Genomic DNA, 22360 nt, shown 5'->3' with positions numbered 1-22360 from the left:
CCTAGTCTTGCGCGACCATGGACTTGGCGAGCGCCGCCTCGCGCCGTCGATGCCGCCTGGCCGCGCTCAAGGCCAGCTCCCGCCAGGTCTCGGCGACGAGCGTCAGGACCTCCCGGGTGACCTCGTCAGTGGCCCGTCGCGCCTCGGCCTCGGCCTGCCAGGCGCGTCGGCGAAAGACATCGGCGATGTCGAGGGTGGCCTCTGTCTGGGACATGGCGCCAGCCTAGGGTGGCTCGGCGCCGCGTTCCGTCCACTGGCGGACACTCTCGATCGCCACGCTTGCCGCTCGCGCTCATTGCAGCGTCGGATAGCCCAGCGCCTGGGCGCGCTCTTCGCGGTGCGCCGTCAGCCGGTAGTAGTGCAGCGGCAGCGGGCTGAAGCCGTCGAGCAGCAGGGTCTCGCGCACTTCGGCGAAGCGCGGGTCGGCGGCGACGCCGGCGAGCGCGCGCCGCAGCGCGGCGAGGGTGGCGGCCGGCGTCGTGGCGGCGGTGATCAGCGGCAGGCCGGGCGTCCGCTCGGTCCAGGCCAGCCGGCGCAGCCGCCAGGCGAGCTCCGGCCGGAAGCGGCGCAGATGCGCATAGCTGACGGCGTCCAGCGCTGCGACGTCGGCGTCGCCGCCAGCCACCGCCTCGGCGCTGGCGAGGTGCGAGCCGGTGATGACCACCTCCTGGAAGAAGGCGCGGCCGTCGGCCAGCGGCGCGACCGCCGCGCGCAGCAGGTTCATGCCGGAATCCGACATCGCGTCGTTCACCGCGCAGCGCGCGCCGCGCAACTCGGCGAGCCGATCGGCGGGATCGTGCGCGCGGACGACCACGGCGCTCCGGCGGAACGGCCCCTCGCAGCCTGGCGCGCGGTAACGCGGCGTGGCCACCAGCTGGACGCGGTCGCCCAGGCCCTTGATCAGCGGATAGCCGCAGGTCTGCGCCAGCAGCAGGGCGGGCGAGCTCCAGGTCGCCGCGAGGTCCGGCGCGCGGGTCAGCTGCGCCGGCACGTCGGCGACGCCCTCGGCGGTCAGGCGCTCGGCGACGGCGCGCCACAGCGCGTCGTTGGCCGCCTGCAGTTGCGGCCCGTCGTACATCTGAAGGGCCGCGATCGGCGCCAGCGCGGTCGCGGCGTGGCAGGTCGGCGGGACGGGGGACCAGGCGTTCATGCGACGGCCTCCGGCGCGACGGCGCCGAGTTGCGGGTGGATGACGGCGTCGTGCGGCGCGAACAGGAAACGGCGGAAGACCTCGCCGTATCCGCGGTAGACCAGCCCGCCGTTGGCGGCGAGCAGCGCGCTGCGATGCCGCGCGTAGAGCCCGGGCAGCTCGCGCCATGAGGCCTGCGGGAAGGCGTGGTGCGCCGCGTGCAGGTTGTTGTTCAGGTAGAGCAGCCCGAGGACCGGCGCGTTCTCGACGACCGCGATCCGCCGCCCGGGCTCTGGGTCGGCCCGGTGCTCGGCGAACGAGCGCAGCAGCGACAGCGCCGCGCCTGGATAGACGAAGCACAGCAGATACTCGCCCAGGCCGAAGCCGCAGACGCCGACCAGCCAGGCCGCGATCGCCGCGACCCAGACCAGGTGCAGCGCCCAGGCCCGCCGCACGCCGGGTCGGTCGGCCAGCGCCGCCTTCGCCTCGGCGACCAGGAAGCCGCCGATCTCCAGCGGCGGGCCGAGCACCAGCCGGCCGAGCAGGGTCGCGGTCAGCCGCGCGGCGAGGCGGCCGAACGGGCCGGCGTGCTCGGCGAGATAGCGCGCCTCGGGGTCGTGGCCCGGAACGGTCAGCTGCTCGGTCGCATGGTGCGCCATGTGCAGCGCGCGGTAGCGCTCATAAGGCAGCCAGAGGTTCAGCGGCGGGCAGCCGAGCAGCTGGTTGATCCGCCGCCACGGCGTCGGGTGGCCGTGGATGGTCTCGTGCTGCAGCGAGCCCTGCCAGGCGAGCAGCCAGCCGCCGAGCGCGGCGACCAGCAGCGGCGGCATCTCGGCGGCGTTGAGGGTGAGCGCCCCCCAGTGGCCATAGATCAGCGCCGCGACCAGCAGGGTCGCGCCATTGATCTTGCGGCGGGCGGCTAGCTCCAGCGCCATATCGGTCTCGTTTTCTACAGCTCGTGAAGAGGGGAGAGGGCGGGCGAGGCGGTCCGCCGGGCCAGCTGGCCGAGCAGGGCGAGCCCTTCCGGCCAGGGGCCGTGGCCGGACTCGACGTTGACGTGGCCGGCCGCGCCGAGATCGACGAGCGTCCCGCCCCAGTCCTGCGCCAGCCGGGTCGCCGTCGGGTAGCTCATGTACGGATCGTTGCGGCTGGCCACGACCGTCGTCGGGAACGGCAGCCGGCGGCGCGGCGCCGGCCCGGAGCTCTCGACCAGCCGGCCGGCGGGTCCGTGAGTATCGACGTCGGCCGGCGCCACCAGCAGCGCGCCGGCGACCTGCAGCGCCTGCGGCCGCAGCGCCAGGTGCGCGGCCAGGATGCACCCCAGGCTATGGGCGACGAGCAAGGCGCCGGGGCGCCGCTCGACCGCCAGCGCCAGCCGCTGCAGCCAGGCGTCGAGGTCGGGGCGGCCCCAGTCCGCCTGCTCGACGCGCTCGGCGGCGGGCAGGGCGCGCTGCCAATGGCTCTGCCAATGCCCGGGACCGGAGTTGTTGAGGCCCGCGACGATCAGGACCGGATACCCCGCAGCCTCGGCGCGGACGGCGTCGCGCCGCGCCGGGGCGCGAGCCGCCAGGCGTCGCCCCGACAGCTCGGTCGGGCGTGGCGCGGCGGCGGAGGGGGCGGGTGCGGTCACGGTCTGGGCTCGGGTCGGAGGACGCTCCTTGATGCGTCGCAACGCCTTCGCCATCAATTCAGATCGATTTAGTAGGCAATTAGAGAAGCTATCGGCGCCGCCGATCGTCGCATCGGCCAGTTAAACGGAGCAAACACCGCCGCCGTCCCCACGAGATCGAAGGAAGTCTTGAGCTGGATGTCCGATGCCGCTAGCCAAATAGCCGCAAATAAAAAGGGGGATAAGACGTGATCAGAGGCGCCTTTGTTCGCAGTTTTCGACCGGCTCATGGCTTGACGCGGCACTTGGCGCTCGCGGCGATCACGCTTTCGGTCTGCGCGACAACCTCGCCGGTCAAGGCCGACGGTCGCCATCAGGTCTCCCCGTCCGATTGCATGAGCGAGCAGGCGGAAATGCGAGCCCGCGGATGGGCTGCGGCGGAAATCCAGCGGCAATTGCACGAGCCGAACGGGGTCGGCCCCGATCAATACAATGAGTATCTCGACGCGTTTCGTGCAGGGTTGAAATTCTCCCGGCAAGAAAATGATCTTGAAGCCCTGGCCTCTTACCGCCTCGGCGTTTGCGCCTTCGAAACGGCTTCGCTGCGCTCGAAGATCGGGTCCCCACCGACGCAGCCAAGCCACGCTCCGCAGGGGATTGATCCGAAGACCTCTGCCCCGCCGCCGGTCACGACCAACTCCGGCAAGCTGGGGAACACCGGCTTCGTCGCGCCGCGGCCAAGCGGCCACTGATCACGTCGGAGGAGCAGCACGGCTCCAACCCGCCTAGACGGCCGGGCGGCCGGGCAGCGCCCGCCATCTATCAACAGCGGGTGTGTTGGACCGTGCCCGAGTAAATCGGCGCGGCGCCCGGCGGCGCCGGGATCAGGCGGTGGTGTCGATGGTCGGGCGGACGCAGATCTCGGAGATGTTCACCCGCCGGGGCAGCGACAGGATGAAGACGATGGTGTCGCCCACTTCCGACGGCAGCACCGCGCCGTCCTTGGCGACGTGCGCCTGGATCGCCTGGCGCCAGTTCGGGTCGGAGATGTTGTCGCCCACCTCCGTGGTGGTGGCCCCGGGCATCAGCGTGCAGACACGAATGTTGCGGCCGCCCAACTCCTGGCGCATCGCGTCGGTCATCGAATTGACCGCGTGCTTGCTCGCTGAATAGGCGTTGGTCTGCGGCCCGCCCTTGCGCCCGGCGAGCGAAGAGATGGTGACGATGTCGCCGCCGCCCTGCTGCAGCATGTGCGGCACGGCCGCGTTGCAGGTGTAGAGCGTCGCGAACAGGTTGATGTCGAAGACCCGGCGGTATTCGTCGAGGTCGCAGTTCTCGATCCCGCCGGCCTGCATCACCCCGGCCGAGTTGATCAGGATGTCGATGCGGCCGAACTGCGAAACCGTCTCCTCGACCACGCGCTTCGCGTCCGCCTCGTTGGTCATGTCGCCAGCCAGCGCCAGCGCCTTGCCCCCGGCGGCTTCGATCTTTCGGACCAGGCCGTCCAGCCGGTCGGCGCGGCGGGCGGCGACGGCCACCGTCGCGCCGGCCGCGGCCAGCGCCAGGGCCGTGCCCTCGCCGATCCCCGACGAGGCGCCGGTGACCAGGGCGATCTTGTTAGCCAGTGTTCCCGTCATCTTGTCCTCACGCGGTCCTTCAACTCGTCTCGTCGCCTAGTCCGGCGCGCCGTATTTCGCCGCCAGCTCCAGCAGTTCCGGCTCGCGCTCGACGCCGGTGGAGCGCATCACGCCGGCGACCAGCACGTAGGCGCCGACGGTGAACATGAAGTCGAGCATCTGCTCGTGGCTCCACTCGGTGGAGAGCGCGGCCCAGTTCGCGTCGCCGATCCGCCGGTCGTTCACCAGCTCCTCGGTCGCACGGATGATCACCCGTTCGAACTCGGTGAAATAGGGATCGTCCGCCCCGACCTTCAGCGGCGCGTAGAGCTCCGGCTCAAGGCCGAAACCGGCGCTGGTGCGCAGGTGACTCGACCACATGTAGGTCGCCTTGGTGAGCCAGGCGGTGCGCATGATCGCGATCTGCCGTTGGCGCACCGGCACGCTGTTGGTCAGCAACAGGTGGATGTTCAGCTGCGAGAACAGGTCGGCCAGCTTCGGCGCGTGGATGAAGGTCTTCAGCACCGGGTTCTTGTCGGCGTCCTTGAACGGCCCCTGGGTCCAGCGGGCGAACATCTCCTTGGCTTCGTCGGAGAAGTCCTCGGGCGCGATCTGAGGCATCCGCGCGGGCGGGTCGGGCGGCAGCATGGGGGCTCCGTTCTCGTGGTCTCTGGCTGTGGGGAAGGGCGAACGCGCCGGCGGGTGCGCCCGCCGCGTCACCGATCAGGCGAACGCTTCTTCGCCTTCCAGCTTGGTGCGGTGCATCAGCCGGCCGCTGTCGTGGTCATAGGGCAGGGCGCGGTGCATGGTGCCGGTGTTGTCCCAGATCACCATGTCGCCGAGCTTCCAGGTGTGGCGATAGACGAACCGCGGCTGGGTGGCCCAGTCGCGCAGCCGCACCAGCAGGGATTCGCTCTCGGCGATGTCCATGCCCTCGACCTGCAGGGCGGTGGCGCCCAGCACCAGCGACTTGCGGCCCGAGCGGTGCTTCCAGACCAGCGGCAGGGTGTTCTTGCCGCGGGACATCCATTGCTGGAGCGTCGCGTGGCTCGGCTCCGGCTGCCAGTAGAGCTGCGAGCGCCACATGGCGTGGACCACCTGGAGCTTCTCCAGCTGCGCCTTCTCGGCCTCCGGCAGTTCGTCCCAGGCGGCGTAGGTGTTGCAGAACTCGGTCTCGCCGCCGGTCGGCGCCAGCCGGCGGCTGGACATGATCGAGGCCAGGATCGGCTTGTCCGACATGGTGCCGTCGATGTGCCAGAAGAAGGCGCCCTTCAGGTAGCTGGCGATCGGGTTGATCTTCTCGTCCATGGTGATCGGATAGACGGCGTCCTTGCCGGCCATCCCTTCACCTTCCTCGTGCGCGAAGGTTCCGAGGGTGTGGGTGAAGGCGATCTGCTCTTCGTCGGTCAGGTTGACCTCGGGGAAGACGATCACGCCGCGCTGTTCGAGGATCTGGCGGATCTCGCCCGCCTTGGCGCCGCTCAGCAGCGTGGCCTTGTCGCAGCGTATCGTGCTGCCGATCGTCGGCGTGACGTCGGCGACGTCGAAGCGGGCGTCTGCGGAAACGCTCATCCTGATGTTCCTCCAGCTTGCTTTCTTCCCGGCGCGCGGCGGGGACCGTCGCGCGCTCGGGGCGGCCGCATTCACGAGGCGGGCCGCCATTGCCTAACGATTTACCGCCATCATCCGACGCGCGCGAGGCCTTTCGGTGGCGCTGGCCGCCCTCCTGATCGCCGGGCGGCCGGATCAGAACGGGAAGAAGATCGGGATGGCGGCCATGGCCGCGGCCCAGGTCACGAGGTTGAGCGGCAGGCCCACCCGGACGAAGTCCATGTAGCTGTAGTTGGCCATGTTGAAGACCAGCACATTGGTCTGGTAGCCGAACGGCGTGGCGAACGCGGCCGAGGCCGCCATCATCACCGCGACGAGAAAAGGGCGCGGATTGACGCCCAGGCTCTCGGCCAGCGCGACCGCGATCGGCGTCATCAGCACGGCGACCGTGGCGTTGGACAGCAACTCGGTCGCGAACAGGGTCACGCCGTAGAGCACGGCCAGCGCGCCGAACGGGCCGAGCGGTCGGATCAGGTCGATCAGCTGGTCGGCCGCGGCCTTGGCGAGGCCCGTGACCTCCATCGCCGTGCCGACGACGACCATGCCGGCGATCAGCAGCAGGATCTCCGGCCGCAGGCCGGCGTAGGCCTCGTCGGGGGTGATGACCTTGAGCAGGATCAGGGCGACGGCGCCGGCAAAGGCCGCGGCGGCGATCGGCGCCCATCCCATCGCGGCGGCGACGATGACCGCGACGAACACGCCGAGCGAGATCAGCGCCGACTTCAGTCGGAACGGCCGGTCGGCGGCCGTGTAGAGCGCGACGTCCCCCAGCCGGGCGTCGCCCGAGCCGTCGGGCAGGTTCCGCGCTTCGCCGAGGCGGGAGAAATCGATGCCGCGGTGGACCGCCGGGGGCTTCTCGTCGGGGCCGGGCGCAGGGCCGGGCGCCTCGTCGGCCGCGGCCGTGCGGCCGAGCTGGCGTGCGCCGACCAGGTACAGCCAGGCGCCGCCGACCAGGGCGATGACCAGGCCGACCGGCGTGATCTCGAACAGGCTGAACACCGGCTGGTCGGCGTTGCGCGCCATGTCGTTGACCAGCAGGTTGGTCGAGGTGCCGATCAGGGTCAGCAGCCCGCCCATCACCGTGACGTGGCTGAGCGGCATCAGAAAGCGCTTCGGCGAAAGGCCCAGCGACTTGGCGACATCGCGGATCACCGGGGCGGCCAGCACCACCACCGGCGTGTTGTTGAGAAAGCCGCCGACCGAGCCGCAGAGGCCGATCACCATCCAGATCCCCAGCGCGCCGACGCGCATCGACAGGCGCGTGGCCTGGCGGATCATCAGTCCCAGCAGGCCCGAAAGCTCGATGGCGTAGGCGATGACGAACAGCCCGGCCAGCGCCATCACCGCGGGGCTGGCGAAGGCCCCCTGCACCTCGACGGGGCGCACCACGCCGAGCACCAGCAGGATCGCCGCCCCGAGCAGCGCCACCACGTCCGCGCGCATCTTGCCGTGGATCATCAGCCCCACGACGCCCACGAGCACCACCAGCGCGGCGATCTGATCGAAAGTCATCGCCCTTGCAGACGTCCGGACGCCACCGAGGTCAACCCGCAAAGTTGTGCAGCTCGAGGCGCACGTCGGAGACTGCATGCTAGGGTGACCCGATGCTTCAGTGGCCCCAGTCCGTCCGCCGACTTTCTATTGCGCTGCTCGCCTCGGGGCTGACGCTCGCGGCCTGTGAGCGCCAGGCCAAGACGCCCCCGCAGCCTGCGCCGGCGGCCCCCGCCCCGCCGCCAGTTCCCGTGGCGACGGCGCCCAGGCTCCCGACGCTTGCGCCGGTCGCGCTTGGCCGATCCGAGCTGTTGCTGGCGCTGGACGCGGCGAGTTCCGCCTATGCGGCCGGGAATCCCGACGAGGGCGAGGACCTAGCCGGCCGCCGCTTTGTCATCCGCCAGGCTTTCGGCTGTCCCGGCGCGGCGTCGCCGGACGGCGGGGCGGGGCTGGCCCGCTGGAAGTGGGGGCCCCGGCAAAGCTCGATCGAGCTCAGCCTGCGGCCGGAGGACTGGACCGAGGCGCCGATCGTCGCGGGCGACGACGCCCATTGGGAAGCGGTCGAGGGCTTTTGGCTCGCCAGGCCGTGGCTGCGCGCCGAAGGCTGCCCAGCTGTGACGGCGGGAGAGGAGATCGCGGCGCCCGCGTCGCCGCAGACCGCGGGGCTCGCCGCGGTGTTCGAACGCGAAGGCTCCCGCGTCGGCCGGCGCGAGGGCAAGGCTTTCAGCTTCACGATCCGCGGCGAGCCGCCGCCAAAGCCGCCCGCGGCCGGCTACCGCCTCGTGCTCGAGGGACGCTTCACCGCCTTCCCGGGCGGCCGCGCCATTCGCTGCCGTTCAGAAGGGCCGGATGCGCGCCCGCTTTGCATCGCCGCCGCCGAGGTGGACCGCGTCGCGTTTGAAGACGCGGACGGCAAGCTACTCAGCGAGTGGCGGCCCGGCTGACGCCGTTGACTAACCGGGAGGTCGGCGCCTTAGATTTTGCGGGTGAAAGTCCGAGCCGCGCGCTGAAATCTGCGGTATTCTGTGTGCTGACGGTGTGAGGTGTGTCCGATGACTGAAACGGATGCTCTAGGGCGAGAAGTCGAGCGGCGCATCGACGACTGCTCCGCCCACGCCGCCGCGCTCGTCGAACGGCTCGGCGCCGAGGGCGTCGACTGGCTGGACAGCTTCCTCGCCGACTACGTCTTCCGCGGCGAACCGCTCGACCGGGTGTTGCTGCGCGCGCGGGAAATGAGCCGGCTGCCGCCACGGTCGTGGCCGCAGGAACCCGACGACGACTGAACGCCGCTGAGGTTCAGTACCGCGTCTCGACGAACTTCCGGCCGCGCAAGGTCGCCTGGTCGTCGTACTCGTGCTTGTCGGAGCGCTTCGGCAGCTTCACCTCGGGCCGCTTGACGTGCTTGTAGGGGATCCTGGACAGGATGTGGGCGATCGCGTTCAGACGCGCCCGCTTCTTGTCGTCCGAGCGCAGGATGTGCCACGGCGAGTGGGGCACGTCGGTCGCCGACAGCATCTGGTCGCGCGCCTCGGAGTAGGAATACCAGCGCTCGTAGGACTCCAGGTCCATGGGGCTCAGCTTCCACTGCCGTAAGGGGTCGGTGATGCGCTGCATGAAGCGGCGCTCCTGTTCCTCCTTCCCCACCTCCAGCCAGATCTTGATGAGAATGATCCCGGAGTCGATGAGGTAACGCTCGATCGCCGGGGTCATCTCCAGGAAGCGGTCGTGCTGCTCTTGCGTGCAGAACTTCATCACGTATTCGACGCCGGCGCGGTTGTACCAACTGCGGTCGAAGATCACGATCTCGCCCCCGGCGGGGAAGTGCAGGAAGTAGCGCTGGAAATAGAGCTCGGTCTTCTCGCGCTCGGTCGGCGCGGGCAGGGCGATGACCCGGAACACCCGCGGGCTCACCCGCTCGGTGATCGCCTTGATCGTCCCGCCCTTGCCGGCGGCGTCGCGGCCTTCGAAGATGATGATCACCCGCGCGCCGGCCGCCTTCACCCAGTCCTGCACGTAGCAGAGCTCGACCTGAAGCTTCCGCAGCTCCTCCAGGTATTCCTTACCCTTCATCTTCGGCCGCTCGCTGTCGGCGGCATTGTCAGCCCGTGCCATCGCGCGAACCTCCGCAAGTTGATCGTCAGCCTAGGCGCGCCGGCGGTGGAGTCTATCGGGTGGAATACCGGCATCGCGGTCATGGCCGCGTGCGGAGTTCACACCTCGAACTCATGGGTGGCTTCCGCCAGCAGGGTGTTGTGCGGTCCGAACGCCTGGAGCTGCAGCACGTGGGCGCCGGTCTTCGGCGCGCCGCTCAGCCAGACCAGCTCCTGGGTCGTCGGCTTCGACAGCGTCTGCGCGAGCACCGCCTCGACGGCGCAGAGCAGCGGCATGCCGTCAGGGCTGACGACCTTGGCCTCGACGCGGCACGGCGCCTGGGCGGGAAGGTCGGCGACGAAGCTGCCCGTCGCCGCGGCGACCGACTGCAGGGGGAACTGGGACATGGGACATTCTCCTGGAGGGTTGGCGCCGGCCGGAGAAAGGTCCCTTTGAAAAACCCCGCGTCCTGGCCGGAGCGGGGTGAAGCTTGCGATCAGGCGGTTGTCAGGCCGCGCGGGATCGCCCCCGTCCAATGATGGCGGGTCATAATTTTCATCGTCGAAGAGATCGCGCGCGTCGTGCGCATGGGCCTCACCTGGGATGCTGCGCCACTGATACCCGATCGCCGGGCCGCACGGAAGGGGGTGCCCGAGAACACAGCTTCGCGGCGCGACGGCGTCAGGCTCTGGCCGCCCCCATGCGAACTAGCTGGCCTCGTGGACCAGCGCCCGCATCAACTCGAGGAGCCCGCGACGCTTGCGCAGCTCCACACGCGGGAAGAGGTCGGCAAGCTCAGCCCCGCCAGGACATGCGAGCAAGGCCGTCTGCGCGTTTCCCAGCGATCCGCGCGTCGCCTCACACGTATCGTCGAAGAAGTAGGTGACCGGCACATAGAGCGCCTGGCTGATCTCCCAGAGGTTGGAGGCGCTCACCCGGTTCGAGGCGTTCTCGTATTTCTGGATCTGCTGAAAGCACACGCCGATCGCCCGAGCGAGCTGCTTCTGGCTGATCCCGAGCGCCTTGCGACGCAGCCGGATCTTCGCCCCGACGCCGAGATCGATCTCGTTCGCCTGCGCAACGTCGGCAGGATCCATCGCTGCGGCTTCCCCCGGGCCCAAACGGTGAAGCTAGCTCGGCTCGAGACGGCGGATTTTTCGGTTCACGACAGAATTTTTTCATTTCGCGACGGGTTGCCGGCGAGGCTGGGCCAGCCGAGCGCGATCAGCCGCCCGGCGGTCTCCACCGGCCACAGCGGGCCTGACAGGCTGTCGCCGAGGTTCACCACCTCGGTCACCCCCTGGGCGCCGATGTCGGCGATGACGGCCTCCAGCGCCGGGAGATTGCCGTGGATGTCCGAGACTGCCGCAAAACGCATGCGGGCAACGTGGCGGAAAGACCGGCGGCAGGGCAATCCAGTTTGCCTGGGCCGCGCGTGACCTCCGCTAACATCCTCCGTCCGCCGGAATCCCTAGTGCGCCAGCCCGGCCTGGGGCGCCCTTAGCCGCCAGCACACGCCGGCCGGATCGAAGGTCAGGGTCGTCTCGCCGCCGAGGTTCTCCGCGGAGCGTTCGATCACGTTGCGGCCGAACCCCTTGTGGTCGGGGGGCGAGACGGGCGGACCGCCGCGCTCCTGCCAGGTCAGCAGCAGTTCGCCGTCGGCCAGCGTCCAGCTGATCTGGATGACGCCCTCGATCACCGACAGCGCACCGTACTTGCAGGCGTTGGTCGCGAGTTCATGCAGCGCCATGCCGATGGTGTTGGTGGCGTTGGGTCCCAAGGCGACCCGGGGGCCGTCGATCACCACCCTCGCATCGTTCGCCGGCACGAAGGCCGAGATCTGCTTTTCGACCAGCTCCGCCAGCGCGACCCCCTGGCCCATCGTCACGAGCAGGTCCTGCGAGGCCGCCAGCCCCATCAGGCGGTCGTCAACGCCGGCCAGCATGCTCTTCACCGAGGTGGCGGTGGCGGCGATGCGATGGGTGGTGGCGCGAACCACCGCCAGCAGGTTCTTCGACCGGTGCTGCAGTTCGTGCAGCAGGAAGCTCAGCCGGCCCTCGAGCTGTTTCGCCTCGCCGATGTCGACGATGATCGAGATGTAGCTGAGGACGCGGTCGGCGGGGTCCCTGAGCACCGAGACGGTGAGATCGGCCCAGAGCACCTCGCCGCTGGCCCGCAGGTAGCGCTTCTGCATCCGGTAGCCGTCGATGTCGCCGGAGCCGAGGCGTTCCAGAAGCTCGACGTTGGGGGCGACGTCCTCGGGATGGGTGACCTCGTGGAAGGTCCGGCCGCAGAGCTCTGCGCGGGGGTACCCCAGCATCCTGCAGAAGGCCGGGTTCACGTCGATCAGCACCCCGGCGGGACTGACGAAGGCAATGCCGACCGGCGCGCACTCGAACGTCCGCTTCAGCCGCTCGAACGCCAGGTCGTCATCGAGCGATGCGCTGGTCGTCTCAGCCACCGAGGTCTCCCGTCAACCGTCCGCGAGAGAGCCTAACACTGAATTTGAGCGCACCCGTACACCCTGCGCCCTGGGGATCCGTCAGCGGGCCAGCGGCGGGGACTGCAGCCAGGCGATGAACTCCGCATGGGTGCGGGCGGCGGCGGCGGGGGCGAACCGGAAGGTGCTGTCCGACGACTTGACCCGTTCGTCGAAGGCGTGGGTCACGCCGGGGACGATCTCCATGTCGACCTTGGAGCCGGCTTCGCGCGCGCGTTCCACCAGCGGCAGGCAGCCGGCGGCGGGCTGCACCGTGTCGAGCTCGGCGAACACCATCCGCACCAGGCCCTTCCACTGCCAATCGCGTCGCCCGCCCTGGGCCGGGAAGGCGCAGAACGGATAGCTGAACCAGACCCCTTCGACATCGGCCATGGTCCGGCTGAGGCTGCCGTCGCCCGGGTCGCTCAGCGTCACCAGATCGCCCACCGCCCAGCCGCCGTGGCTCCACGAGGCGATGCGCAGGCGATGGCGGTCGACCCGCGGGTCGACCTGCAGCAGGTCGAGGCCGGCCAGCACGTCGGCGGCGCGGCGGAAGCCCTGCAGCCGCGCGCCGGTGCAGACCCGGTGGCGCGCCCAGGTCGCCTCCCAGCCGCGCGGGCCGTAGCTGTCGAGAATGCCGGCCGCCCAGCCGGCCTCGACCGCCGAGCGGGCGTACTCATCCATGATCGGATTGGGCCGGCCGCCTTCGCCATGAAGGCCGCCGCAGCCGTGGATCAGCAGCACCGTCGGGAACGGCCCCGGCCCCGGAGGCGTCACCAGCTTCAGGCCGGAGGCCATCATCTGCGCGTGGCTGGCGCGGGCGCTGGGCTCGAGGAACCGCGGATGGGCGATCAGCACGTACCAGGTCACGGCGACGGCGATCACCACGACCAGCAGCGTCAGCCCGAGGCCCGCCAGGATCCATCTGATCACCTTGCCCATGCTCTCGTTCGCTCCGGGCGGGCGCCGCCGCAAACGCGCCGGATCGCCCATGGGCGGACGTCGCCAGGGCCGCGGCCCTGCAACTCGGGCAGAGCGGACGCGCGGCCGCCATCAGGTGAACACCGGAGCGGTTCGCCAATTCGGCGCGTCGGCCCGTCCCCGCGCATTTTGGCTGAGCTTGCTGCGGTCGACTTGCTCCAGATCAAGTCGCGGCGCGGCGCGGGCTGATGTGCTGCCGCCGGCGCTTCTGGGAGACCGCGCATGCAACTGCCGAGCGATGTCCGCCCCTATCGGCGCACCGAGGTGTTCACCGAGGCGACGGTTCCCGCCGCTCTGCGCCGGGCGCACAACACCAAGGCGGGGGTCTGGGGGCTGATCCACGTGCTGGAGGGGCGCCTGACCTATCGGGTGACCGACCCGGGCCGCCCGCCCCAGGCGCAGGTGCTGAGCGCCGAGACCGCGCCTGGCGTGGTCGAGCCCGGCGTCCTGCACGAGGTGGAGCCGCTTGGTCCGGTGCGCTTCTTCGTCGAGTTCCACCGCGCCTGAACCGTGACGCTTCCAACCTGAACCGGGGGCGCGTGCTGGAAGACGCCAGGCCCCGGGTTTGACCTGATGTGTCGGCCGCGCCCGGATTGCCATGTTCCGCGCGTCCGGCGCGCCAGGGCGGTTCGCCTCCTCAGTCGAATAGGTTCGCCTGCGAACAGGGCAACTCCCTGCTTGCGGCGACGGCAGGTCACTCCGAATGGGCCCCCATGGCCGGGCCCGACCACGGTTCGGGCGGCGTCACCGCTGGGGAGTGATTTGCTCTGCACTGGGCTTCGCCATCGCCCAGGCCGTCGCGTCCGCGGCACGCCTAACCTGAGGAGCCAGCAGCATGACCAGCGGTATCGTCACCACCAAGGACGGCACGGAGATCTTCTACAAGGACTGGGGAACCGGGCAGCCGATCGTCTTCCACCACGGCTGGCCGCTGAGCGGCGACGACTGGGACAACCAGATGCTGTTCTTCCTGGCCCAGGGCTTTCGCGTGGTCGCTCACGACCGGCGCGGCCACGGTCGCTCCAGCCAGACGGCGAGCGGCAACGAGATGGACACCTACGCCGCCGATGTCGCGGCCGTCGTCGACCACCTGGGCCTGACCGGCGCGGTCCACGTCGGCCATTCCACCGGCGGGGGCGAGGCGGCGCGCTACGTCGCCCGCTACGGCGGCGGCGGACGTGTCGCCAAGGCCGCGCTGATCAGCGCCGTGCCGCCGGTCATGGTGAAGTCCGACAAGAACCCCGGCGGCCTGCCGATCGAGGTGTTCGACGGCCTGCGGGCGCAGCTCGCCGCCAATCGATCCCAGTTCTACCGCGACCTGTCGGCCGGCCCGTTCTACGGCTTCAACCGGCCGGGGGCGAAGGTGATGGAACCCGTCATCGACAACTGGTGGCGCCAGGGGATGATGGGGGGGGCGCTGCCGCATTACGAGTGCATCAAGGCGTTCTCGGAGACCGACTTCACCGACGACCTGCAGAAGATCGAGGTCCCGACCCTGGTCATGCACGGCGACGACGACCAGATCGTGCCCTACGCCGACGCCGCGCCGCTCTCGGTCAAGCTCCTCAAGAATGGGACGCTGAAGACTTACAAGGGCCTGCCGCACGGCATGTGCACGACCCATCCGGAGATCATCAACCCCGACCTGCTGGCCTTCATCCGCAGCTAGGGTCTGCGCGCGGCGTTGCGCCGGCGCTGCTTGCGTCTGGCGCAACGCCCGGCCCCTGGGCGACACTGGCCGCTCAGCGCAGCGTGCACGGAGGCGACAATGCCGGTTCAGGGTGGGATTCTCACGGAGGGCGTCGAGGTCCGCGAAACCGGCGGCGGCCGGTATCAGGTCGAGGTCCGCGCGGCGAGCGGCAGGTTTTTCGCCGACGAACCGGAGGCGGTCGGCGGGCTGGGCTCGGGACCGACGCCCTACGACCTGCTGGGCTCGGCTCTTGGGGCCTGCACGGTGATGACCATCCGGCTCTACGCCGAGCGCAAGGGCTGGCCGTTGGAGGCGGTGACGGTGCGGGTGCTGCACCGCAGCGGCGGCCTGCAGGCGAAGGACCGCTTCGCCCGCGAGATCGTGCTCGAGGGCGAGCTCGCGCCGGAGCAGCGGCGCCGGCTGCTGGAGATCGCCGAGCGCTGCCCGGTGCATGAGACGCTCGAGCGCGGCTCCGATGTGATCACCATCCTGGCCGACCTGCCGCTCCCCGAGGGGATCGACCCGCGGCCGATCGAGCACGCGAACGACATGGCGCAGGCCTGCGAGGAATGAGGATGTCGGGGCAAGTCGGCGACGCCCAGCGCCGCGCAGCCTGAGCCGTGCGGCGCTGCGGCGCCGGTTCAGGCGTGGCCGTGGGTCACCAGCGACGCCAGGCGCGCGAGGTTTTCCTCGGCCTGCTGCTTGCGCGCCCAGTTCGAGACCGGGTGCGGACCGGTCTCGTCGTCGCGCACGTGGATGGTGGCGATCGAGCCGCCGGCGGTGGGCGCCACCTGGTAGATGATCTCGCCTTGGCGGGTGGCGTTGATCACCGCCATCTCCAGTCGTCGGTCGGGCTCAAAGGAACGCACTTCGGTGACGAACGACACCGGCCAGCCGTGCACGCCGGCGGTGTGGCGCACCTGCGAGCCGACCCCCATTGGTCCAGGCGTCAGCGGCTCGGCGCTGCCGGCCTTGGCCATCCATTCGGCCTCGCGGCCGGGATCGAACATGATGCGGGCGACGGCCTCCGGCGCGGCGTGGATGGTGCGTTCGATATAGAAATCCATGACGGGCTCTCCTTCACGCAGTCAGGGTCGCGTTCGGCGCGCGCCGTCGCCTTGACGAAACGCAACCGCCAGCGTCCCTAACGAAAGCGCCGCGCGGGAGGTTCTCCCGCGCGGCGCCTGCGTCCGAATCTGGTCCGCCTAGTGGCTGCGCTGCGGGCCGGGCTGGCAGGGCAGGGTGTCGGCGCCGCGGACATTGCTCAGCACCCGCCGGGTCGCCCGCTCCGGGAACACCTGGAACTCGGGGAAGCGGCCGAGGAGTTCCTCGAACGCCACCCGGATCTCCAGCCGCGCGAGGTGGATGCCGAGGCAGCGGTGGATGCCGTAGCCGAAGTAGATCGACACCACGTCGTTGTCGCGGCTGACGTCGAACACGTCGGGGTTCTCGAAACGGCGTTCGTCGCGGGTGGCGGCGCCGGTCAGCAGCATGGTCTTGGCGCCGGCCGGAATGGTCACGCCGTGCAGCTCGACGTCGCGGGTGGTGGTGCGGCCCTGCAGCTGCGACGGCGGGTCGAAGCGCAGGATCTCCTCCACGGCGTTGGGGATCAGCGCGCGGTCGGCGAGCAGCTTGGCGCGCTCGGACGGGAAGCGCATCAGCGCCTGGGCGCCGTTCGGAATGGCCTTGGCGACGGTCTCGTGCCCGGCGGTCGCCAGCTCCATGAAGCGGACGGCGAGTTCCTCGTCGGTGAGGTGGCGCACGACGCCGGAGTCGTCCTCCAGCTCGGTGTTCATCAACAGGGTGATCACGTCGTCGCGCGGCCGGGCGCGGCGCTCGCGGATCAACTGCATGTAGACTTCGTCCGCCGCCAGCTTGGCCTGGTAGACCTGGGCCAGGTCGAGGTCGCCGCGCAGCAGCAGCATGTTGGCGAAGTGATGGATGTCGGCCCGCACTTCCTCGGGAATGCCGATCAGCTCGCTGATCACGTTGAGCGGCAGCTGAACGGCGAAGTCCTTGACGAAGTCGAACTCGCCCTTCTCGGCCGCGGTGGTCAGCGTCCTGACGCAGCGTTCGCGGACGAAGGGCTCCATGGCGTTCATCCGGTCGCGGGTGAACACTTTGGTCACCAGCGCCTTGTGCCAGCGGTGCTCGGGCGCGTCCTTCATGATCAGCAGGCCCATGTCGACCATCGGCTCGATGGTCACCCCGCCGGCGCTGGAGAAGGCCTCGTTGTCCTGGTGCGCGGCGACGACGTCGGCGTAGCGCGACAGCGCCCAGAAGTTCAGCCCCTCGTGATGGTAGACCGGCGCGTCGTCGCGCAAGCGCCGATAGAGCGGGTAGGGGTCGGTGGCGAAGTCCATCGAGTAGGGATCGAAGTTGATCGTCATCTGGCTCTCCGGCGGCGGGGGCGACGCAACGTCCGGATGTGATACAAAGTGGATCGTAACTCGCCGTCAATTGCGGACTGAACGGCTGCCCAGGATCCGTCGGCAGCCATCGGTGGGGCGATGACGGCGCAGCCGAACTCGGGGATTCCACGTGACGACCGTCTATGACTTCACCGCGCTCGACATCGCCGGCCGCGAGGTTCCGCTGGCGGACTTCCGCGGCAAGGTGCTGCTGATCGTCAACACCGCCAGCAAGTGCGGCTTCACCCCGCAGTACGGGGGCTTGGAGGCGCTGCATGAAGAGCTTGGCCCCCGTGGCCTGGCGGTGCTGGGATTTCCCTGCAACCAGTTCGCCGGCCAGGAGCCGGGCGACGCCGGCGAGATCGCCAACTTCTGCAAGCTGACCTACGACGTCAGCTTCCCGATGTTCTCGAAGATCGAGGTGAACGGGCCGGCCGCGCACCCGCTGTTCCGCTGGCTGGTCGAAGCGGCGCCGGGCGTGCTGGGCACCAAGGCGATCAAGTGGAACTTCACCAAGTTCCTGCTGGACCGCAACGGCCAGGTGGCCGGCCGCTACGCCCCTACCGCCAAGCCGGAGGCGATCCGGCCGGCGATCGAGGCGCTGCTCTAGCGCGCAAAAAAGAACCCACCCGGCGGGGCCGGGTGGGCGGGCTGGCCGACCGCGCACTGGGCGCGGCCGGCCGATAGCGTGGCGTCGGCTTAGCCGCCGAAGCGGGCGCGCAGGCGCACGCCGTACATCCGCGGCTGCGCCATCTGCTGCGAGACGAAGCCCGCCGAGGTCCGCTGGTCGTTGACGCCGGTGTAGTACTTCTCGTTCGTCACGTTGGTGACGAAGAACTGTAGGTCGACCGGCTTCCCGGAGATCGAGTCCCAGTTGGCGTTCAGGTTCAGCAGGTTGACCGACGGCAGGGTGCCGAAGGGGCCCTGGGTGACCAGATAGTCGCCGCTGTAGGCCCAGGTCGCCGCGAGCGCCACGTCGCCGATGTCGGCGTTCAGCGGCAGGTGATAGGTCGCGGTGACCGTCGCCTTGTTCTCCGGTGTGAACGGCAGGCGCGAGCCGGCCAGCGCGGCGAACTGGAAGATGTCGTAGGGGCCGCCCGGCGCCGCCGTCACCGTCGTCAGCGTCTTCAGCTTGGTGTTGAGGTAGGCGTAGCTGCCCTCGAGCGTGAAGCCCTCGAACGGCCGCACCGAGGCGTCGATCTCGACGCCGTAGATCCGCGACTTGCCGCCGTTGATGATCGCCTGGGTCGGCGCCGCGGCGCTGGTGGAGCTGATCAGGCCCACCGCCAGCTGCTGGTTGGTGAAGTCGTTGTAGAAGGCGGCGATGTTGAACGAGCCGGGAACCGAGCCGCTCCAGCTGGTCTTCGCGCCGACTTCGTAGGTGTCGACCTTCTCAGGGCCGAAGGTCTGGAACTCGGACGGGGCCGAGTAGTTGACCGCCCCTTGCCGGTAGCCGCGGCTGTACTTGCCGTACAGCAGGACATCGTCGACCGGGTTGAAGTCGAGACCGACGACCCAGGTCGGCTTGTCCGACTTCTGCTTGTTGGTGCCGATGCAGATGTTGGGATCAGTGATCGGCGTCGGGCCGAGCAGCGTGCAGTTCGGGGTCGGCACGTTCGGCTGGAAGAACCGGTAGGTGATCGACTGCGCCGTGGCCGTCGTGCGGTCCCAGGTGTAGCGGATGCCGCCGGTGAGCTTCAGATTGTCCAGCAGCGCGTAGGTGCCCTGGGCATAGAGCGCCTTGTTCTGGAACGCGACCTGGCCGATGGCGTAGTTGAGGCTGCCGACGGCCGGGCGGCGGAGCAGCGCCGCCATCACGTCGGTGCAGCGCAGGTTCGTCGAGTCGGTGCAGCTCAGCAGGACCGGCGATTGCGCGCCGCTGTAGCCGACCGGATTGCTTTCCTCGTAGTAGGCGCCCGCCTGCCAGATCAGCTTGTCGCCTTCGGTGCGGCCCTGGAATTGCAGCTCCTCGGTGAAGTTGTCCTGGTCGGCGGTGTTGAGCCCCTTCGCCGGATACGACCGGGCGAAACCGAATTGCGTGCCGGCCAGCGCGCCGGTGTTCGGGATCGGCCCGAACTGGGTGGGGATGATGAACTGGGTGCCGAAGGACTCGGCCTTGATCAGGCTGGTCAGCCGCGAATAGCTGATGATGTTCTTGATGGTGAGGGCGTCGCTCGCCCGCCAGGTGGTGGTGTTGATCAACTGCCACTGCTTGGCCTTGCTCTCGGCGTCCGGCAGCAGGTTCTGGACGGTGAAGAAGCCGTTGTTCGCCTGGCGCGCCATCTGCTGGCAGGACAGCAGGCCGAACGGGAAGGTGCCGTTCGGTTCGGTCGGCGAGGTCACGCAGGAGGTCAGCTTCGCCAGCGGGCCGTTATCGTGCGACCTGTTGTAGGAGAAGATCGAGTAGTTCTCGAGATCCTCGGTCAGGTCGGCGACGAGGCTGGCGCGGAACGACGTATAGTTCAGGTCGCCGAAGCGCCGCGGGCCGATTCCGGAGATGTTCTTGGCGTAGCCGTCGCGGCTCTGGGTGTCGAAGCCCACCCGCGCGCGGGCGTTCTCCGCCAGCGGCATGTTCACCACGCCCTGCAGGCGGGCCATGTTGTAGTTGCCGAGCGAGGCTTCGGCGTAGCCTTCGAACTCGCGGGTCGGCTTCTGCGGCACCAGCAGGACGGCGCCGCCGGTGGTGTTGCGGCCGAACAGGGTGCCTTGCGGGCCCTTCAGCACCTGGACGTTCTGCAGGTCGAAGAACGAGCCCGGGACCGCGCCGTCACCGGCCGGCTGGCCGCCGTTGCCGCCGCGCGGGGCGACGACGTCGGCGAAATAGATGGCCACCGACGAGGTGGTGCGCAGCTCCTGGGTGAAGCCGCGGATGGCGAAGGTGGTGTTGTTGGTGCCGAACCGGCTGTTGGCGGTCAGCGACGGGGTGTAGGTCGCCAGGTCCGCGCCCGACACGACGTTGCGGTTGCTCAGCTGCTGCTGGTTGAACACGGTGATGGAGATCGGCACGTCCTGCAGCCGTTCGTCCATCCGCCGGGCGGTGACGACGACCGTGTCCATGGTCGCTTCGGTCTGTTGGGCGAAGGCGGGCGCGGCGATCGCGCTGAGCGCCGTCGTCAGACACAGGGCGCGCTTAAGCAGTCTCGTTTTCATGTTGATCCCTCCCAGATCTCGAGCTTGTTTTTTGCTCTTATGCCGATGCCCTGGAGGGCGTCGGTGGAACTGTCAAGCTTGGGGGCGGGCGCAGGGATGCTGGCCGTCGCGCGGTCGCCCGCACGGCGCGCAGTCCCGGCGGTCGCCGTTTCCCCTCGCCGGAATTGTTCCGTTAAAGTGCACTTTAAGGCCGGCATCGCGCCGGAGCGCAAGCGTTTCGTATCGTGGTTGGGTGATTTTCCGCGCGGACGCGCAGCGGCCATCGCCGCCACTCTGCGGTGCGGCTGAATAGAGGGTCCTTTATTGCCCGCAGGTGGGCGCCTAGACCTGCGCTTCGAGCTGGCCGGCGGCGTCGCGTCGCCAGATCCGCTGGTGCCAGAGATTGCGGATGTGGCGGGCGGCCAGCATGCCCATCTCCGGGTCGCCGTCGGCGATCGCCGCCAACTCCATCAGCTTGGCGTCGCGCCACGCCTGCACGAACTGGTGGTGCGCCTCGGTGTCGGCCGAGGAGGTCGGGGGCATCCGCTGCTGGGCGAAGGCCATGTTGATCTGGAAGATCAGCTCGATGTAGCGGGCCTTGACCAGGTCGAAGATCGCCGCGCGGCTCGCCTGCTCCAGTTCGAGGATCAGCTTGAACGGCGCGTCGGGGCGGAGCGCCAGCACCCGCTCGCGATAGTCCTGCGCCATGGTCCGGGCGGCCTCGGTGCGCACGTTCGCCGCCTTGCGCAGCACCTCGACCCACAGCACCGAGGCGACCACGGTGACGTCCTCGGCGTCCATGTCGAGGGTGTCGAGATAGGCGCTGACCGCGGTCTCGATCGTGCCGATGTCCGGGCGGCTGGCGAAATAGCCGCCGTTGATGCCGCGGCGGACCCGCAGCAGCCCCTCGCGCTCGAGCAGCCGGGCGGCCTGGCGGACGGTCGCGCGCGAGACGCCCAGCTTGGCGACCAGCGCCTCTTCGCCGCCGAGCAGCGCGCCCGCGTCGACGCTCATGGCTAAGGCGCGCAACTGCTGCGCCGCCGTAGCGATGGTGGACCTGGGCTGTTTCGTCGTCACGCGCTGCGATCAATCATAGGAGTTCCGATTGGTCCAGCGGTCTTCGGTTGGCGGGCCGGCGGCGGAGCCGTCCAGCTCTACATAAAAGTAGACTGAATGTCGGGTGTGGATTGCGAATTCGGTTGATGCGCCTAAAACAGTATCCTCAAGTGGCGATCGAGGAGGCCGACCGATGACCCATCCGCGCCTTTCGATCTCCGCGCTCAGCTCGTTCCACTGGTCGTTCGAGCAGGACCTGGCGCTGTGGCGCGAACTGGACTTGCCCTGGGCTGGCCTGCTGATTTCGAAGATCGCCGACGATATCCCCGGCAAGGTGCAGCGGGTGACCGAGGCGGGCATCCGGATCAGCACGGTGGTCACCGGCGCATTCGATCTCGCCGCGCCCAAGACCTGGGAGGCCCAGCGCGGCCTGCTCCGGAGCGTCTTCGACGCCCTGGCCGCGACCGGCGGCGGCACGGTCTATCTCCCGCCGGGCCGCACGACCGGAGCGCCTTGGGGCGAGGTGCTGGAGGTTTTCGCCGCGGCGGTCGCGCCGTCGGTCGAGGAGGCCAGGTCGCGCGGCGTGCGGCTCGGCTTCGAACCGTCGCTGCGCACCGACGTCTCCTTCGTCAACACCCTGCGCGACGCGGTCGACGTGTCGGAGCGCACGGGCCTTGGGCTGGTCGCCGACTTCGGCAACTGCTGGATGGAGCGCGACCTGGCGCAGGTGCTGCAGCGCGCCGCGCCGCACATCTGCCTGGCGCAGATCTGCGACGTGCTCATCGGCGCACCCGGCCGGCCCTCGCCGGGCGGGCGGGCGCACATCGGCGAGGGCGAACTGCCGGTCCGCCGGCTGCTGCAGGAGGTGCTGGCCACCGGCTACCAGGGCCCGTTCGACCTCGAGGTGCTCGGCCCGGAGATCGAAAAGGAAGGCTACGGCTCGGCGATTCGCCGCGGCGCGCAGCTCGCCTCGGCCCTCCTCGCCGAGGCGGCCCTCTAGCTCACGTCACTCCCCTGACCGCCGGGCGGCGAGGGAGCCGTCTGGCGGTCGCTTTTTCGGGACTCCA

At 69.5% G+C, this 22360-nt stretch carries 26 protein-coding genes; 8 read left to right on the top strand and 18 right to left on the bottom strand.

From position 1 onward, the window contains the following. Position 1 precedes the first annotated feature (1 nt). The 4 genes from ACSQ14_RS13210 to ACSQ14_RS13195 form a co-directional block, all read right to left on the bottom strand. Complete coding sequence (locus ACSQ14_RS13210) at positions 2-214, bottom strand: hypothetical protein (RefSeq protein ID WP_436013463.1); 213 nt, start codon at positions 212-214, stop codon at positions 2-4. Between the two features lie 78 nt (positions 215-292). After that, positions 293-1150: a phosphate/phosphite/phosphonate ABC transporter substrate-binding protein gene (locus ACSQ14_RS13205; RefSeq protein WP_436013461.1), complete on the bottom strand. Its 858-nt coding sequence runs from the start codon at positions 1148-1150 to the stop codon at positions 293-295. Then, positions 1147-2064 carry a fatty acid desaturase gene (locus ACSQ14_RS13200; RefSeq protein WP_436013459.1) on the bottom strand — a complete coding sequence of 306 codons (918 nt, stop codon included), beginning with the start codon at positions 2062-2064 and terminating at the stop codon, positions 1147-1149. The genes ACSQ14_RS13205 and ACSQ14_RS13200 overlap by 4 nt, the downstream gene beginning before the upstream one ends. Positions 2065-2078: 14 nt before the next feature. Beyond that, positions 2079-2759 (bottom strand): RBBP9/YdeN family alpha/beta hydrolase, encoded by a 681-nt coding sequence (locus ACSQ14_RS13195; RefSeq protein WP_436013457.1) that lies wholly within the window; start codon positions 2757-2759, stop codon positions 2079-2081. Positions 2760-3043: 284 nt separating this feature from the next. Between ACSQ14_RS13195 and ACSQ14_RS13190 the strand changes: the two genes are divergently transcribed. Then, complete coding sequence (locus ACSQ14_RS13190) at positions 3044-3490, top strand: hypothetical protein (RefSeq protein ID WP_436013455.1); 447 nt, start codon at positions 3044-3046, stop codon at positions 3488-3490. A gap of 132 nt (positions 3491-3622) precedes the next feature. Here ACSQ14_RS13190 and ACSQ14_RS13185 read toward each other — a convergent pair whose 3' ends face one another. The 4 genes from ACSQ14_RS13185 to ACSQ14_RS13170 form a co-directional block, all read right to left on the bottom strand. Further along, the gene (locus tag ACSQ14_RS13185) at positions 3623-4375 is read right to left on the bottom strand and encodes an SDR family oxidoreductase (protein ID WP_436013453.1); all 753 of its coding nucleotides are present in this window, start codon (positions 4373-4375) and stop codon (positions 3623-3625) included. Positions 4376-4411: 36 nt separating this feature from the next. Continuing rightward, the gene (locus ACSQ14_RS13180; protein WP_436013451.1) at positions 4412-5002 is read right to left on the bottom strand and encodes a carboxymuconolactone decarboxylase family protein; all 591 of its coding nucleotides are present in this window, start codon (positions 5000-5002) and stop codon (positions 4412-4414) included. A gap of 75 nt (positions 5003-5077) precedes the next feature. Then, entirely contained in the window at positions 5078-5926 is an 849-nt protein-coding gene (locus tag ACSQ14_RS13175) for a TauD/TfdA dioxygenase family protein (protein ID WP_436013449.1), read from the bottom strand. Positions 5927-6100: 174 nt separating this feature from the next. After that, the gene (locus ACSQ14_RS13170) at positions 6101-7477 is read right to left on the bottom strand and encodes an SLC13 family permease (RefSeq protein WP_436013447.1); all 1377 of its coding nucleotides are present in this window, start codon (positions 7475-7477) and stop codon (positions 6101-6103) included. Between the two features lie 92 nt (positions 7478-7569). Here ACSQ14_RS13170 and ACSQ14_RS13165 point away from each other — a divergent pair, with 92 nt between their 5' ends. After that, positions 7570-8400, top strand: coding sequence for a hypothetical protein (locus ACSQ14_RS13165; RefSeq protein WP_436013445.1), 831 nt, complete (start codon positions 7570-7572; stop codon positions 8398-8400). Positions 8401-8508: 108 nt separating this feature from the next. Then, positions 8509-8739, top strand: a complete 231-nt coding sequence (locus ACSQ14_RS13160; protein ID WP_436013443.1) for a hypothetical protein — start codon at positions 8509-8511, stop codon at positions 8737-8739. 13 nt (positions 8740-8752) lie between these two features. On the opposite strand, the gene ppk2 is transcribed toward ACSQ14_RS13160, so the two are convergent. From ppk2 to ACSQ14_RS13130, 6 genes are all read right to left on the bottom strand, one after another. After that, positions 8753-9568 carry a polyphosphate kinase 2 gene (gene ppk2 / locus ACSQ14_RS13155; RefSeq protein ID WP_436013441.1) on the bottom strand — a complete coding sequence of 272 codons (816 nt, stop codon included), beginning with the start codon at positions 9566-9568 and terminating at the stop codon, positions 8753-8755. Positions 9569-9666: 98 nt separating this feature from the next. Next, the gene (locus ACSQ14_RS13150) at positions 9667-9954 is read right to left on the bottom strand and encodes a hypothetical protein (RefSeq protein WP_436013439.1); all 288 of its coding nucleotides are present in this window, start codon (positions 9952-9954) and stop codon (positions 9667-9669) included. Between the two features lie 300 nt (positions 9955-10254). Further along, a complete protein-coding gene (locus tag ACSQ14_RS13145) occupies positions 10255-10644 on the bottom strand; it encodes a helix-turn-helix domain-containing protein (protein WP_436013437.1) in 390 nt (129 codons plus the stop codon). A gap of 65 nt (positions 10645-10709) precedes the next feature. Then, the gene (locus ACSQ14_RS13140) at positions 10710-10925 is read right to left on the bottom strand and encodes a metallophosphoesterase family protein (RefSeq protein WP_436013435.1); all 216 of its coding nucleotides are present in this window, start codon (positions 10923-10925) and stop codon (positions 10710-10712) included. A gap of 93 nt (positions 10926-11018) precedes the next feature. Next, positions 11019-12008, bottom strand: coding sequence for a sensor histidine kinase (locus tag ACSQ14_RS13135; protein WP_436013433.1), 990 nt, complete (start codon positions 12006-12008; stop codon positions 11019-11021). 81 nt (positions 12009-12089) lie between these two features. Continuing rightward, on the bottom strand, positions 12090-12968 hold the full coding sequence (locus tag ACSQ14_RS13130) for a dienelactone hydrolase family protein (RefSeq protein ID WP_436013431.1): 879 nt from the start codon (positions 12966-12968) through the stop codon (positions 12090-12092). A gap of 261 nt (positions 12969-13229) precedes the next feature. On the opposite strand from ACSQ14_RS13130, the gene ACSQ14_RS13125 reads away from it, so the two are divergent. The 3 genes from ACSQ14_RS13125 (at position 13230) to ACSQ14_RS13115 (ending at position 15270) form a co-directional block, all read left to right on the top strand. Then, on the top strand, positions 13230-13514 hold the full coding sequence (locus ACSQ14_RS13125) for a DUF1971 domain-containing protein (protein WP_436013429.1): 285 nt from the start codon (positions 13230-13232) through the stop codon (positions 13512-13514). A gap of 328 nt (positions 13515-13842) precedes the next feature. Beyond that, the gene (locus ACSQ14_RS13120) at positions 13843-14676 is read left to right on the top strand and encodes an alpha/beta fold hydrolase (RefSeq protein WP_436013427.1); all 834 of its coding nucleotides are present in this window, start codon (positions 13843-13845) and stop codon (positions 14674-14676) included. 99 nt (positions 14677-14775) lie between these two features. Continuing rightward, positions 14776-15270 carry an OsmC family protein gene (locus tag ACSQ14_RS13115; protein ID WP_436013425.1) on the top strand — a complete coding sequence of 165 codons (495 nt, stop codon included), beginning with the start codon at positions 14776-14778 and terminating at the stop codon, positions 15268-15270. A gap of 68 nt (positions 15271-15338) precedes the next feature. Here the strand turns inward: ACSQ14_RS13115 and ACSQ14_RS13110 are convergent, their stop codons facing one another. Both ACSQ14_RS13110 and ACSQ14_RS13105 read right to left on the bottom strand, forming a co-directional pair. After that, positions 15339-15764 carry an SRPBCC family protein gene (locus tag ACSQ14_RS13110; protein WP_436013423.1) on the bottom strand — a complete coding sequence of 142 codons (426 nt, stop codon included), beginning with the start codon at positions 15762-15764 and terminating at the stop codon, positions 15339-15341. Positions 15765-15902: 138 nt separating this feature from the next. Continuing rightward, positions 15903-17087, bottom strand: a complete 1185-nt coding sequence (locus ACSQ14_RS13105) for a cytochrome P450 (RefSeq protein WP_436013421.1) — start codon at positions 17085-17087, stop codon at positions 15903-15905. Positions 17088-17238: 151 nt separating this feature from the next. Between ACSQ14_RS13105 and ACSQ14_RS13100 the strand changes: the two genes are divergently transcribed. Then, complete coding sequence (locus tag ACSQ14_RS13100; RefSeq protein WP_436013419.1) at positions 17239-17718, top strand: glutathione peroxidase; 480 nt, start codon at positions 17239-17241, stop codon at positions 17716-17718. An 89-nt stretch (positions 17719-17807) separates the two neighbouring features. Here ACSQ14_RS13100 and ACSQ14_RS13095 read toward each other — a convergent pair whose 3' ends face one another. Continuing rightward, positions 17808-20258: a TonB-dependent receptor gene (locus ACSQ14_RS13095; RefSeq protein ID WP_436013417.1), complete on the bottom strand. Its 2451-nt coding sequence runs from the start codon at positions 20256-20258 to the stop codon at positions 17808-17810. 321 nt (positions 20259-20579) lie between these two features. Then, positions 20580-21314: a GntR family transcriptional regulator gene (locus tag ACSQ14_RS13090; protein WP_436013415.1), complete on the bottom strand. Its 735-nt coding sequence runs from the start codon at positions 21312-21314 to the stop codon at positions 20580-20582. A 172-nt stretch (positions 21315-21486) separates the two neighbouring features. Here ACSQ14_RS13090 and ACSQ14_RS13085 point away from each other — a divergent pair, with 172 nt between their 5' ends. Then, positions 21487-22293, top strand: a complete 807-nt coding sequence (locus ACSQ14_RS13085; RefSeq protein WP_436013413.1) for a sugar phosphate isomerase/epimerase family protein — start codon at positions 21487-21489, stop codon at positions 22291-22293. Positions 22294-22360: the final 67 nt, after the last annotated feature.

It is taken from the genome of Phenylobacterium sp. LjRoot219 (assembly GCF_964252995.1).
Classification (GTDB): domain Bacteria; phylum Pseudomonadota; class Alphaproteobacteria; order Caulobacterales; family Caulobacteraceae; genus Phenylobacterium.
Note: the sequence above shows the minus strand (reverse complement) of the source record. Positions and strands in the feature narration are given on the sequence as shown.

What these genes read in the sequence shown, in the direction of transcription:
- ACSQ14_RS13145 (WP_436013437.1), bottom strand. Translation starts at nt 10,644, where the DNA reads ATGGATCCTGCCGACGTTGCGCAGGCGAACGAGATCGATCTCGGCGTC.
- ACSQ14_RS13105 (WP_436013421.1), bottom strand. Translation starts at nt 17,087, where the DNA reads ATGACGATCAACTTCGATCCCTACTCGATGGACTTCGCCACCGACCCC.
- ACSQ14_RS13150 (WP_436013439.1), bottom strand. Translation starts at nt 9,954, where the DNA reads ATGTCCCAGTTCCCCCTGCAGTCGGTCGCCGCGGCGACGGGCAGCTTC.
- ACSQ14_RS13120 (WP_436013427.1), top strand. Translation starts at nt 13,843, where the DNA reads ATGACCAGCGGTATCGTCACCACCAAGGACGGCACGGAGATCTTCTAC.
- ACSQ14_RS13185 (WP_436013453.1), bottom strand. Translation starts at nt 4,375, where the DNA reads ATGACGGGAACACTGGCTAACAAGATCGCCCTGGTCACCGGCGCCTCG.
- ACSQ14_RS13205 (WP_436013461.1), bottom strand. Translation starts at nt 1,150, where the DNA reads ATGAACGCCTGGTCCCCCGTCCCGCCGACCTGCCACGCCGCGACCGCG.
- ACSQ14_RS13095 (WP_436013417.1), bottom strand. Translation starts at nt 20,258, where the DNA reads ATGAAAACGAGACTGCTTAAGCGCGCCCTGTGTCTGACGACGGCGCTC.
- ACSQ14_RS13140 (WP_436013435.1), bottom strand. Translation starts at nt 10,925, where the DNA reads ATGCGTTTTGCGGCAGTCTCGGACATCCACGGCAATCTCCCGGCGCTG.
- ACSQ14_RS13170 (WP_436013447.1), bottom strand. Translation starts at nt 7,477, where the DNA reads ATGACTTTCGATCAGATCGCCGCGCTGGTGGTGCTCGTGGGCGTCGTG.
- ACSQ14_RS13110 (WP_436013423.1), bottom strand. Translation starts at nt 15,764, where the DNA reads ATGGATTTCTATATCGAACGCACCATCCACGCCGCGCCGGAGGCCGTC.
- ACSQ14_RS13180 (WP_436013451.1), bottom strand. Translation starts at nt 5,002, where the DNA reads ATGCTGCCGCCCGACCCGCCCGCGCGGATGCCTCAGATCGCGCCCGAG.
- ACSQ14_RS13125 (WP_436013429.1), top strand. Translation starts at nt 13,230, where the DNA reads ATGCAACTGCCGAGCGATGTCCGCCCCTATCGGCGCACCGAGGTGTTC.
- ACSQ14_RS13210 (WP_436013463.1), bottom strand. Translation starts at nt 214, where the DNA reads ATGTCCCAGACAGAGGCCACCCTCGACATCGCCGATGTCTTTCGCCGA.
- ppk2 (WP_436013441.1), bottom strand. Translation starts at nt 9,568, where the DNA reads ATGGCACGGGCTGACAATGCCGCCGACAGCGAGCGGCCGAAGATGAAG.
- ACSQ14_RS13115 (WP_436013425.1), top strand. Translation starts at nt 14,776, where the DNA reads ATGCCGGTTCAGGGTGGGATTCTCACGGAGGGCGTCGAGGTCCGCGAA.
- ACSQ14_RS13085 (WP_436013413.1), top strand. Translation starts at nt 21,487, where the DNA reads ATGACCCATCCGCGCCTTTCGATCTCCGCGCTCAGCTCGTTCCACTGG.
- ACSQ14_RS13165 (WP_436013445.1), top strand. Translation starts at nt 7,570, where the DNA reads ATGCTTCAGTGGCCCCAGTCCGTCCGCCGACTTTCTATTGCGCTGCTC.
- ACSQ14_RS13160 (WP_436013443.1), top strand. Translation starts at nt 8,509, where the DNA reads ATGACTGAAACGGATGCTCTAGGGCGAGAAGTCGAGCGGCGCATCGAC.
- ACSQ14_RS13130 (WP_436013431.1), bottom strand. Translation starts at nt 12,968, where the DNA reads ATGGGCAAGGTGATCAGATGGATCCTGGCGGGCCTCGGGCTGACGCTG.
- ACSQ14_RS13175 (WP_436013449.1), bottom strand. Translation starts at nt 5,926, where the DNA reads ATGAGCGTTTCCGCAGACGCCCGCTTCGACGTCGCCGACGTCACGCCG.
- ACSQ14_RS13200 (WP_436013459.1), bottom strand. Translation starts at nt 2,064, where the DNA reads ATGGCGCTGGAGCTAGCCGCCCGCCGCAAGATCAATGGCGCGACCCTG.